This window comes from Pseudomonas sp. TH32 (assembly GCF_016650855.1).
Taxonomy (GTDB): Bacteria; Pseudomonadota; Gammaproteobacteria; order Pseudomonadales; family Pseudomonadaceae; genus Aquipseudomonas.
The window spans coordinates 1,847,916-1,859,816 of the sequence record NZ_JAEKFA010000002.1; the positions used below are offsets into that span (position 1 = coordinate 1,847,916).

The 11,901-nt window shown below is 62.7% G+C and carries 10 protein-coding genes; 5 read left to right on the forward strand and 5 right to left on the reverse strand.

The window, feature by feature from the left end; genetic code table 11:
* Positions 1 to 231 precede the first annotated feature (231 nt).
* The 4 genes from JFV30_RS12050 to JFV30_RS12065 are packed head-to-tail and all read left to right on the forward strand — an operon-like array spanning position 232 to position 4,703.
* Positions 232 to 1,218, forward strand: a complete 987-nt coding sequence (locus JFV30_RS12050; protein ID WP_169388312.1) for a sugar ABC transporter substrate-binding protein — start codon at positions 232 to 234, stop codon at positions 1,216 to 1,218.
* The gene (locus tag JFV30_RS12055; protein WP_201123910.1) at positions 1,218 to 2,753 is read left to right on the forward strand and encodes a sugar ABC transporter ATP-binding protein; all 1,536 of its coding nucleotides are present in this window, start codon (positions 1,218 to 1,220) and stop codon (positions 2,751 to 2,753) included. The genes JFV30_RS12050 and JFV30_RS12055 overlap by 1 nt, the downstream gene beginning before the upstream one ends.
* The gene (locus tag JFV30_RS12060; RefSeq protein ID WP_201123912.1) at positions 2,740 to 3,732 is read left to right on the forward strand and encodes an ABC transporter permease; all 993 of its coding nucleotides are present in this window, start codon (positions 2,740 to 2,742) and stop codon (positions 3,730 to 3,732) included. Before JFV30_RS12055 ends, JFV30_RS12060 begins: the two co-directional genes overlap by 14 nt.
* Positions 3,729 to 4,703 (forward strand): ABC transporter permease, encoded by a 975-nt coding sequence (locus JFV30_RS12065; protein WP_201123914.1) that lies wholly within the window; start codon positions 3,729 to 3,731, stop codon positions 4,701 to 4,703. Before JFV30_RS12060 ends, JFV30_RS12065 begins: the two co-directional genes overlap by 4 nt.
* Positions 4,704 to 4,706: 3 nt before the next feature.
* Here JFV30_RS12065 and JFV30_RS12070 read toward each other — a convergent pair whose 3' ends face one another.
* The 5 genes from JFV30_RS12070 to JFV30_RS12090 form a co-directional block, all read right to left on the reverse strand.
* Complete coding sequence (locus JFV30_RS12070) at positions 4,707 to 6,101, reverse strand: hypothetical protein (protein WP_201123916.1); 1,395 nt, start codon at positions 6,099 to 6,101, stop codon at positions 4,707 to 4,709.
* A 128-nt stretch (positions 6,102 to 6,229) separates the two neighbouring features.
* Positions 6,230 to 7,081: an urea carboxylase-associated family protein gene (locus tag JFV30_RS12075; RefSeq protein WP_201123918.1), complete on the reverse strand. Its 852-nt coding sequence runs from the start codon at positions 7,079 to 7,081 to the stop codon at positions 6,230 to 6,232.
* A gap of 14 nt (positions 7,082 to 7,095) precedes the next feature.
* Positions 7,096 to 7,761 (reverse strand): GntR family transcriptional regulator, encoded by a 666-nt coding sequence (locus JFV30_RS12080; RefSeq protein WP_201123920.1) that lies wholly within the window; start codon positions 7,759 to 7,761, stop codon positions 7,096 to 7,098.
* Between the two features lie 17 nt (positions 7,762 to 7,778).
* Entirely contained in the window at positions 7,779 to 9,287 is a 1,509-nt protein-coding gene (locus tag JFV30_RS33430; protein ID WP_201123922.1) for an amino acid ABC transporter permease/ATP-binding protein, read from the reverse strand.
* Positions 9,288 to 9,303: 16 nt separating this feature from the next.
* A complete protein-coding gene (locus JFV30_RS12090; RefSeq protein WP_201123924.1) occupies positions 9,304 to 10,149 on the reverse strand; it encodes an ABC transporter substrate-binding protein in 846 nt (281 codons plus the stop codon).
* 265 nt (positions 10,150 to 10,414) lie between these two features.
* Here JFV30_RS12090 and JFV30_RS12095 point away from each other — a divergent pair, with 265 nt between their 5' ends.
* Positions 10,415 to 11,815: a DHA2 family efflux MFS transporter permease subunit gene (locus tag JFV30_RS12095; protein ID WP_201123926.1), complete on the forward strand. Its 1,401-nt coding sequence runs from the start codon at positions 10,415 to 10,417 to the stop codon at positions 11,813 to 11,815.
* The last annotated feature ends 86 nt before the right edge of the window (positions 11,816 to 11,901 follow it).

An 11,901-nucleotide genomic window follows, 5' to 3' on the forward strand; every position in this document is an offset into this window, starting at 1 on the left:
AGTTAGGCGCATCGGTCCCGCCGGATATTGAATGATCGTGCAGCGCGCAACGCTGGGGTGTGGACGCAACTGTTGGCTGGGCAACAGCAGTCGGACAGTTGTGGTTTGCGCGGGACAGCGCAATACCGAGTGTTGTTTTCATCCGATTGATTTTATTGATATTTATTTGTGGCACGGGCTCTGCAATACACACAGGTGAACCCTTTCACCCGTCGCTCAGCGGAGCCTTGTATGCCTTGCACCTTTTTCTCGCGTTCACGTTTTATCTGGCTGGGCGCAGCGCTCTTGCTGGGCCACGCCGCCATCTCCCAGGCCGCCGAGGGCGATGACGCGGTGCCGTCCCTGGCCGGCAAGCGCATTGCCGTGAGCATGACCGGCACCAGTCACTATTTCGATATCAAGGCCTTCCAGGCACAGGTCGACGAGATCAAGCGTCTGGGTGGCACGCCCATCACCCTGGATGCCGGGCGCAATGACAAGAATCTGGTGACCCAGTTGCAAACCGTGGTCACCCAGAAACCCGATGCCGTGATCCAGACCCTCGGCACCCTCAGCGTGATCGACCCGTGGCTCAAGCGCATCAGCAAGGCCGGCATCCCGCTGTTCACCATCGATGCGCCTTCGCAGTACAGCCTCAACAACACCACCTCCGATAACGTCGCCACCGGCAAGGCCCTGGCCGACCAGTTGATCAAGGACGCCGGTGGCAAGGGCAAGATCCTGGTGTTCAACGGCTTCTATGGCGTGCCGGTGTGCGCGATTCGCTACGACCAGCTGAAGCTGGCGCTCAAGGATCACCCGCAACTGGAGATCATCCAGCCGGAGCTGCGGGATGTGATCCCCAACACGGTGCAGGATGCCTATTCACAAGTGTCCGCCTTGCTCAACAAGTACCCGGCCGGCAGCGTCTCGGCGATCTGGGCGGCGTGGGACATTCCGCAACTCGGCGCGAGCAAGGCGTTGATCGATGCCAAGCGCACCGAGATCAAGACCTACGGGGTGGACGGCACGCCTGAAGTGCTGGAACTGCTTGGCCAGGCGAACTCGCCGGTGGGCGCGGTGGTGGCCCAGCAACCGGCGCTGATCGGCAAGACCGCAGTGCAGAACGTCGCCCGTTACCTGGCCGGGCAGCGCGACCTGCCCAAGGAAACCCATGTACCGACGTTGCTGACTACCGCTGCCAACCTGGCGCAGGTCCAGCAATTGCGGGGTGATTGATGGCGGCGTTGCACCTGCAGCATCTGCGCAAACGCTTCGGCGCCACCCTGGCGCTGGATGATGCGAGCCTGAAAGTCGAGCGCGGCACCATTCACGGCCTGGTGGGCGAGAACGGTGCCGGCAAGTCGACCTTGATCAAGGTGTTGGCGGGAATCCATAAGGCGGATTCGGGGCAGGTGAGCATTGACGGCCAGTCGTACGCCTCGCTCTCGCCGCGCCAGGTGGACGCGCTGGGTGTGCAGTTCATTCATCAGGAGCGGCTGTTGCCGGCGAGTTTCACCGTGGGCGAAGCGCTGTTCTTCGGGCACGAGTTGCGCCGGGGCCCGTTTGTCGATCGGCGGCGGCAACAGCGCGAAGCCGAGCGCTTGCTGGCCGACTATTTTGAACTGCAACTGCCGGCCGGCGCACTGGTCGGCGAGCTGAACAGCGCTGAACGCCAGGTGCTGCAAATCACCCGGGCATTGATTCGCCAGCCGAAGATCCTGGTGTTCGACGAGCCCAGCGTGGCCCTGGTCAAGCGTGAAGTCGATCAATTGCTGCGGATCGTCAAGCGTTTGCGGGACCAGGGTTTGTCGATCCTCTACATCTCCCACTATCTGCAGGAAATCGACAGCCTGTGCGATGAGGTGACGGTATTGCGCAATGGCCGCGATGTGGCGGTGGTGCAGCCGCGGCACACCTCCAGCGCGCAGATTGCGCGGTTGATGGTCAATCGCGACGTCCAGGAGATGTACCCCAAGGCGCAGGTCGAACCCGGCGAGCCGTTGCTGCAAGTGCGCGGGCTGAACCTGGCCCGGCGCTACCGGCAGGTCGACCTGGAACTGCGCCGGGGCGAAATCGTCGGCCTGACCGGGCTGGTCGGCTCGGGTGCCAAGGATTTGCTCAAGACCCTGTTTGGCGTGGTGCGTGCCGACAGCGGCAGCATTCATCTGGAGGGTCGTTTGTTGCGCCTGCGTTCCCCTGGCGACGCCATCGCCCAGGGGATTGCCCTGGTGCCGGAAGAACGCCGCAGCCAGGGGATTTCGCCGCTGCTCTCGGTGCTGGAAAACCTCACGCTTGCTGGCCTTGAGCGCTTCAGTCGCTGGGGTGTGCTGAGCAAACGCCAGGAACAGGCCGAAAGCCTGCGGCTGATCCATGAATTGGCAATCAAGGCGCCGGGCCCGCAGGCAGCGGTCAGCCAGTTGAGCGGCGGCAACCAGCAGAAGGTTGCCCTGGGCAAATGGCTGAGCCGGCGCTCGGCGGTGTACCTGCTGGATGAGCCGTGCGTGGGGGTGGATGTCGGCGCCAAAGTCGAAATTTATCGCCTGATCGGGCGTCTGGTGGAAGAGGGCGCTGCGGTGCTGGTGTTGTCCTCGGACCTGCCGGAGCTGCTGGGCATTTGCGACCGCATCCTGGTGTTGCACCGAGGCGAGATTGCCGGCGAATTCCAGGCCGGTGAGGCGGACAGCGATCAACTGCTGGCGTGTGCGACGGGCGCGGTGCTACCCACCGCATCCGTATCGGTGAAACAGGAGGTGGCGCATGTCCCTGCTTGAAACGGCTACCCCGGGTTTGTCCCAGCGATTATGGGTGCTGCTGTTGCGCCGTGGTTCGGCGGGGGTGTTCCTCGCGATCTTGTTGGGGTTTGCCGTCTCTGCGCCGAACTTCCTGTCGGTGGGCAATATCGCCAATGTGTTCAGCCAGTCGGCGATCCTCGGTGTACTTGCCTTCGGCCTGACCTGCGTGATTATCGGCGGCGGCTCCAACGTGGTGGCCGGCGGCCTCGACCTGTCGCTGGCGGCAAACCTGGGCCTGTGTGCGGCGGTGTTCAGCCGGCTCAACAACGCCGGGCTCGACCTTTGGGCCAGCCTGTTGCTGACCCTGGCCTGCGGCCTGACGGTCGGCCTGCTCAATGGCCTGGCCGTGGTGGTGCTGCGCCTGCCACCCTTGCTCGCGACCCTGGCAAGCATGAACGTGCTGGCCGGGCTGGAGCTGGTCCTGACCGAAAACACCGTGGTTTCCACCGACTCGCCGTTGCTCGACCTGCTCAGCGGCGGGACCTGGCTGGCCGTGCCGGCGCTCGCCTGGGTGTTGCTGGTAACAGCCTTCCTGCTGACGTTGCTGATCCAGCACACCGCCTACGGGTTGCGCCTGCATGCCGTCGGCGAATATCCACACGCTGCCGAGGCCGCCGGGATTCGGGTGCCGGCCTATGTGCTTTCCAGCTATTTGCTGTCGGGGCTGTGTGCAGCGGTGGCGGCCTTGTGTTCAGCCGCCTTTTTCAGCGGCAGCACCACGGGCTCCGGCGACATGCTGTTGTCGGTGGTGGCGATCGCTTTTCTCGGGGTGGTGTTTTCCCGGCGACTGGTGGCGAGCATTCCCGGGACCTTGCTGGCGACCTTGTTGATCGGTTTTTTGATCAACGGATTTCAGTTGCTCAACCTGTCGAGCTTCTGGGTCAACGGTGTGCAGGGCGTGCTGATTTTGCTGGTGGTCGCGGCCTCCAGCGCATTGAACCGGGGAGAGCGGTCATGAGTCGGGTCACAGCGTTAAAGGTGCAAGGCGGCTGGCGTTCGCTGTTGCCCCTGACGTTGCCGCTGGTATTCGTGGCAATCGTGCTGGTGTTTGCCTGGCAGGCGCCCGCATTCCTCAGTGGCGGCAACCTGAAAAGCCTGGTGCTGAACAACTTCGTGCTGCTGGGGATTGTCGCCATCGGCATGACCTACGCGGTGGCGGCGGGCGGCATTGATTTGTCGGTAGGCACCGCGCTGGATTTCGCCAGTTTCAGCTTCGTGGTGTTGCTGAATGCCGGGCACGGGGTGGGTGTGGCGATTGCTGGCGCGTTGGCCGCCGGGTTGTTGGTCGGGCTGTTCAATGCCGGGTTGATCGCGGGGCTGCGGATCAGTCCGTTCCTGGCAACCCTGGGCACCTTGTTTATCGGCACCAGTGCCCAGCAGTTGCTCTCGGACGGCGGCCAGCCGATCTACATCGCCCAAGGCTTCAAGCCGGAGCTGGCGAGCTTCAGCCTGTTGGGCGTGCCCTTGCCGTTATTGATCGTGCTGGTATTGGCCGTGGTCTACGGCTTGTTGCTGGCCCGTGGACGCCTGGGGCGCGAACTGCTGGCCCAGGGCACCCAGCCGTTGCTGGCGTATTACTCGGGGCTGTCGGTGCGGCGCATCGTCACCACCACGGTGCTGGCGGCGGCGCTGGCGTGCGCGGTGGCGGGGATTCTGCTCAGTTCGACGGTGAGCGCGTATGTGCCGTTGTCGGGCAATGCGTTCCTGCTGAACGCGATCGGCGCGGTGTTTATCGGCACCACGCTGAATCGCCAGGGCCGGGCGAATATCCCGGGCACGCTGCTGGGGGTGTTGTTTATCAACGTGATCGCCAATGGCCTGCTGCTGATCGGCTGGAATTTCTACTGGCAGCAGGTGGCCACCGGTGTGCTGATTTTTGTGGTGCTGGCCTTCAGCTTCGTGAGCCGAAGGATGGCCCAGTGCGCCTAGGGTTTATTCAGCCCTGAGCAGGGTCATGCTGGTTTTGACCAGGCCGGCAAGGTCGTTCTTGCTGGTAAAGAAGTAGCCGTAGTCCTGCAGGTAAACCACCGTGCTGGTGGTGATGAGTTTTGCGCCGGTGCTGGTACAGCTCAGTTCCTTGGCGGAGCCACTCAGGTCTGCGTTGATCTTACTGGCCGGCAGTTCGCGCTTGACCACGCAGGAATCGGTACGCGGCAGTACCCGGTCTTCTTCGGCCGTATTGCGGTTCAGCTCTTTCAGACTGAAGCCCAGGGTGGCGCCCACCGGCATCTGTTTCCAGTCACCCGTGAAACTGAGTGCTTCAACGTTGCTGGCGTACGAGATAGTCAGGCCATCCCTTTTGGATTCGGCCTGGTAATTCAGATTGAACAGCCCGCGAAACATCACTTTTTGGGTGGTGGAGTATTTGCCCACTTCACGAACATGCACTTGTGCGCTTCGGGTATCCGGTTCAATGAACAACTCGGATTGCACGTTGCCGACGCCGAATTCGCTGCGCTGCACCAGGTGATGCAAGGGCTTGTTGGCGTTGGGCAGGCCCAGTGCGGTGATGGCGTCGAGCACCGGCGCCGGGATGGCGGGCGGCGTTACGGTCAGGGGGACCTGGGTGCGGGACGTTGCAACCGGTAGCTGCTCGAGTGCCGTTGAGGGCGTACAGGCGGCGTTCAAGAGGGCCTGCGTATCGGCGTCGGCGGCGCTGAACGGTTGGTCCTGGGGCGCCGTTTGCGTCTGGCCGAACGTCACCAGATTGTCGGTCGTGAGCCCGAAGGTGGCGAGGGTGCGATAGCTCTGGCGACTGCAACTGGCCTGCAAACGCATGCGCTGCTGGACGTACGGCATCTTCTTTTGCTTGTTGATCAGAATATGCGGCTCGTCGAACGCGCCCCAGAACTGCAACTGATCACCGGTGGATTTCAGGCTGGCACGGTCGATCAACAACCAGCGCTCATTCGCTGCCCCTCTGACCACGCGCCAGTCCGGCCGGGGCGTGCGGGCACAGGCTTCGATAAAGCCGGGGTTCTGTTGCAGATTAACGACCACCGCCGCCGTCAGGTCGCGCATCACCGTGAACCGTTCGGGCTGACCGCTGGCGGTCAGGGTGCCGGGAGACTCGACGAACAGCAGGTTTGCCGCTGGCGTGCTGCACGAGGCCCGAATCTGCGCAATATCAGGGGTGGTTGCGGTTTTGGCTGACACGATTTGCGCCTGGTAGCTCAGTTGGTCGCCATCGCGCATGACCGAATCCGCCAGCGGCGGCTGTTTGAGCATGTCGCCAAAGAGTGCCTGGCCATGGCTGACGGTGCTTGAGGGCTGAAGGCTGCAACCACTGAGCAGGCCAAGGGTGACAACAACCGCGATGCGTTTCATGAACCTTCCTTGCGATAGACGAAATCTCGATGAACAAAGGCTTTCGGCAGGGCGGGGCGGTTCTTGAGGGGGAGTGAGGGCAAGACACCCGGGGCAGGCGCCCCCGGGTGCCTCTTTTCTTACGGCGCTTATTTCTCCCAGTCAGCCTTGGGAATCAACAGGCCGTGGTTGCCGTTATAGGCGGCGCGCTCGGGTTGTTTCCAGCCCTCCAGCAGCGCGTCGTCGAGGCGGTAGATCTCAACCCCCAGCGGCCGGCAGACCTTCAGCGGGTCTTCGGCGTCCGGCCCCCACATCGGCAGCGACAGGTCGCCACCGGGGCAGGTAGAGAGGGCGCACAGCAGGTCGATTTCGGCAAAGAACTCGAGGTAGTCACCCTGCTTGGCCGGGCAGGCTTTCATGAAGTACATGTCGTCGTGATTGAGGCCGGTGCACTGGAAAATGTTCAGCACGTCGTGCACGTCGAACTCGGTCAGGCCGTGGGGCAGCACCGCACGGGTCAGGTTGGAGTGGCAGTGGTGGTGGAAGTCTTCGCCGGTGAGCATCTTGTTCACGTAAGGGTCGCAGCGCGTGCCCAGCAAGTCGTGCAGGCGCCCGCCGTGCTCGTCGATGCCGTAGTCGGCCAGGCTGTCGTCGGTGATGGTGACCATCGGCCGCAAAAACGGCAGGTTCGACCACAGGCGGTCGTAGGTCGTGACGTGGGCGCCTTGCAGTTGGCGGGTACGCGCCGCCCACATGCGTTCGCGGGGGTCGTTGGCGCTCCACACGTTGAAGTCGCCGACCTGCGGGCCAACCGGTGTGGTCACGCGGACCACATGGCCCGCCGGGACTTTCCAGGCGCGGCCGGTGCGGATCGGCACTTCGAACTGCTCGATCAGGGTGCGGCCATCCCGGGACTCGCGCACGCGGTCATAGAAAGCCTTGTCGACCTGCAAGGCAGCACCTTTGCTGACTTGGTAGGCGGCTGGGTAGTCCTTGTACATGGTGGGTCCTCGCTTCAGGGTTTTGGGTGGCTGCTGAGGATGTCCAGCAGCAGCGATTCGGAGTCGTTGAGGTAGCTGGCGAGGGCTTCGCCGGCGGCTTGTTTGTGGCCGTCCACCAACAGGTCGTGGATCTGCCGGTCGCGTTCCAGCCAGGGTCTCTGGAAGGTTTCCTCGCTGGGCGCGTTGGAGAACACCAGGCGCATCTGGGCCGCAATATGGGTGAAAAACTCGTCCAGCAACGGGCTGCGCATCAGCCCGACGATGTGTTGGTGAAACCGCAGGCTGTGGGTACCGAAGGCTTGCCAGTTCTCGCGGTCCTGGGCCAGTTGCGCGGCCTCGATGGCTTCCAGCATCAGGTCGGACTGGTACTCGCGCAGCGGCTTGCTGGCGGCAATCGCCTGCAACTCCAGGGTGCGCCGCACCTTGAAGATGTCGCGCACTTCATCCACCCCCAGGCGGCGCACGATCACGCCTTTATTGCGCACGTAACTGGTCAGGCCTTCACGGCCCAGGTGGTGCAAGGCTTCGCGCACGGTGTTGCGCGAAGCGTTGTAGGCGTTGACCAGCTCGCTCTCCACCAGCGGCATGCCGGGCAGCAGGCGGCCGCCGATGATGTCTTCGCGCAGTTCGATGGCAACCTGGTCGGCCAGCGACAGGCTGGGTTCCTTGGCTTGACTCACGGTGGGGCTCCTTGGGCTCACGCCAGTTGGACGTCTTTGAGGAACTTGGTCATGCGTTCGCTGCGTTGTTCGAGCATGTCACGGGGTGCGGCGTCCTGGATAATCTCGCCGCCTTCCATGAACACCACGCGATCGGAAAGCCTGAACGCGAAGTTCATTTCATGGGTGACGATGACCATGGTCATGCCTTCGCGGGCCAGTTCTTCGATCACCGCCAGCACGTCACCCACCAGTTCCGGGTCGAGGGCCGAGGTGGGCTCATCAAACAGCATCACCGAAGGCCGCATCGCCAGGGCCCGGGCAATTGCCACGCGCTGCTGTTGGCCGCCGGACAACTGGTGCGGGTATTTGCCGGCGTGCTCCAGCATGCCCACCTTGCGCAGCAGGGCGAGGCTCAACAGGCGCAGTTCTTCGCCGCCGCCATGGGCATGGTAGACGGGCGCCAGCATCACGTTCTCAAGCGCGGTTTTGTGCGGGAACAGGTTGAACCCCTGGAACACCATGCCCACCTGCACGATGCCGCGCATATGCACCTTGTGGCCCAGTGCGCCTTGCGGCTCCCGGGTACCGCGCAGGAAGGGCTGACCTTGCAGGGTGATTTCGCCCCGGTCCAGGCTTTCGAGGCCGTTCATTGTGCGAATCAGCGTGGTCTTGCCTGAGCCCGACGGGCCGATGATCGACACCACCTCGCCCCAGCGTACGTTCAGTTCAACGCCCTTGAGCACTTCCAGGCCGCCATAGGCCTTGCGCACGGCGCGGGCCTGCAAGGCGAACTCGCCGGGTTCGGCCTGGCCGGCTGCGCGCCGTGTCGCCACCCCGTCGAGTTCGGCGGGGGCGATGGCCTTGGGTTTTCGGCGGGTCACGTCCAGGTGGTTTTCCAGCACGCGCAACAGCCAGCTGAACACCGTCACGATGAACACGTAATAGAACGCCACGGCCAGCATGGTCTCCATCACCAGGAAGTTCTGGGTGTAGAGTTGTTGGCCCACCAGCAGGATTTCCGAGAGCGAAATCACCGACACCAGCGAGGTGAGCTTGACGATGGTGATGTACTCGTTGGCCAGGGTCGGCAGTGCCACCCGCAGCGCCTGGGGCACCACAATCAAGCGCTGCACGCCGCGATAACCGACGCCCAGCGCCTTGCCGGCTTCGCGCTGGCCCTTGACCACCGCCAGCAGGCCGCCGCGATGGATCTCGGCAATGTAGGCCGCCTCACTCAGCACCAGGGCGATCAGGCCCGCCGAGTAAGGGTTGGACAGCACCACGCTGGTGGACGGAAACACCTGCGGCAGGTTGTAGACGAAGATCAGCAGGACCAGCAACGGCAGGCTGCGGAAGAACCAGATGTAGACGCCGGCGGAGTCCCGCAGCCAACGGCGTTCCGACTGCCGGGCCAGCGCCAGGAAAAACCCCAGCACAATGCCCAGCAGCCAGGTTTCCAGGCTCAGTTCAACCACAGTGCCGACGGCTCGCCAGAAGTCGCCGTTCCATAACAGGCCCAGGGTGTAGTGCCAATCGAATTGCATACGTGTGCTCCGTGTTTCAGTTACCCAGTGCCGCGCTGATCTCGGCGGCGTTCGGCTCGGCCAGGTTGTAGCGCGCCAGCAGCTTGCCGTAGCTGCCGTCCTGCTTGATCTGGCTCAGGGCTCCGGTGAGTTCCTGGAGCAGCGCTGGGTTTTCCTTGCGCACGGCCAGGCCGACCACCACCGGGTAGATCAACTCGTTGGAGCTGATCACGGTCTTGCCTAGCAGTTTTTCCACGGTGATCTTGGCCACCGCCGCGTCTTCCATCTGCACATCGACCGCCTGGGCCAGCAGGGCCTGGGCGGCTTCCGGCGAGGTCGGGAACTCGCGGGACTCAATCGCCGGCTTGCCCGCTGGGAGGCAGTATTCAGCCGAGACTTTGTTCAGTTTCGGCACCCAGGAGGCGCCCTTGATCGAGCCGACGCGCTTGCCGCACAAGTCTTCCGGGCGCTGGGGCTTGAAGTCGCCGGCGCTGAGCACCATCAGTGAAGAACCGGTCTTCAGGTAGCTGAGGAAATCCACCTGCTTGGCGCGTTCGGGCGTGACATACAGCGCCGAGGCCACCACGTCGAAACGTTGCGCGTTGACGCCGAGGATCAGGTTGGCGAAACGGGTGTCGAGAAAACGCGGTTTCACCCCCAACTGCTTGCCCATCAACTGCATGAACTCCGGGTCGAAACCGGCGGGAGTTTTTTGCTCAAGGTAGGTGTAAGGCGGGTAGGTGAGGTCAGAGCCGATCGACAGCTCGCCCGGTTTCAGGGTGCCTTTGATCTCGGCCGCCGACACTAGCGGCGCCACACACGCCAGGGTGATCGCTAGCCCCAGGGTGCGCATGGTGTTCTTGCCCGTCAGACCTTTTTGCATGTTCGTCGCCTCGGTTGCTGGATACAGGGGGTGATTTGGATTGTTCAACAATCCTGTATTAGCTAGTAAGCGGTTATCGTGCCAACCAAGAGTCTTGCGAGGTTTTTGATGGGTTTTGACGCGTGAGAGAGCCGTTTTTTGTAAACGCGCACACCAATTCGGGGCAATTCGTTACCGGGCGCCACGTTGTGAGGCAGGCATTTCGCGGACCATAAAGGACGCACTTATTGATAAAGTGCCGATTCAAAATCGTGAGTGACCCGCAATGACGTCGATGTCCCAACGCCGCTCAACCTTGATTGCCTTGCTGGTCGCCGTCACCTTCTTCATGGAGAACCTCGATGCCACGGTGATCGCCACCGCATTGCCGGACATCGCCAAGACCTTCGGCGTGGGCGCGGTGGACGTGAACATCGGCATGAGCGCCTACATGCTCGCCGTCGCGGTGTTCATTCCCATCAGCGGCTGGCTGGCGGACCGCTTTGGCTCGCGCCTGGTGTTCGGTTGGGCGATCGTGCTGTTCAGCCTGTCTTCATTGTTGTGCGGCTTGAGCGACAGCCTGCAGACCTTCGTCGCCGCGCGCGTGTTGCAGGGCATCAGCGGGGCGATGATGGTGCCGGTAGGGCGCCTGGCGGTGTTGCGGGCTACCGAGAAAAAAGACCTGGTACGGGCGATTTCATTTATCACCTGGCCTGGTCTGGTGGCCCCTATACTCGGGCCGCCGGTAGGCGGTTTTATCGTCACTCACGCATCTTGGCCGTGGATTTTCTACCTCAACCTGCCGCTGGGCCTGCTGGCATTGATCGCCACGCGGATGTTGATCCCCAAGCATGACGAGGTCGATTCCAGGGCGTTCGATTTCAGGGGCTTCCTGCTGGTGGGCGTGGCCAGTGCGGCGCTGCTGTACGGTGTCGAACTGCTCGGTCAAAGCCGTGGCAGCTTGTTACAGGGCCTGTTACTCAGCGGTGCGGGCGTGATGCTCGGTGCCTTTGCCTGGCGCCATATGCGCCGGCATGCCCAGCCGTTGATGGCGCTGGGTGTGGTGAGCGTGCGCACCTTCAGTGTGTGCCTGTGCGGCGGGTCGATTTTCCGGGTGGCCATCAGCACTTTGCCGTTCCTGCTGCCGTTGATGTTTCAACTGGCCTTCGGGCTGTCTGCCTTCGATGCGGGGTTGCTGGTGCTGGCGGTCTTCGCGGGCAACCTGGCGATGAAACCCTTCACCACCTCGGTCATGCAACGTTGGGGCTTCCGCCCGGTGCTGATGATCAACGGCATCCTTGGCGTACTGGCGATTGCGGCGTGTGCATGGCTGGATGAGCGCATGAGCTGGGCGCTGATCCTGTTCATTCTGTTCGTGGGCGGCCTGTCACGCTCGATGCAGTTCACCTTGTTCAACACCCTGGGGTTTGCCGATATTCCCAAGGCGCAGATGAGCGACGCTTCAACCTTGTTCAGCATGTTCTTCCAGCTGAGCATGGCCATGGGCGTGGCGATTGGCGCACTGTTGTTACGTTTTGCCATGAATTTACACGGCAACACCGGGCAGGCCGCGACCGCCGATTTCCAGCTGACGTTTCTGTGGGTGGCGGTGATCGCGGGCGTGGCGTTGCTGGATAACCTGCGGCTGCCGCCCCGGGCGGGTGAGTCGGTGCTGCAGCGAAAGTGAACCACGATACCTTCGGGGTATGAAGCCACACCTATTGAATATTGGACGGCCTGCATCCCCGGCATCACCCTGCGTTGAAGTAGGGC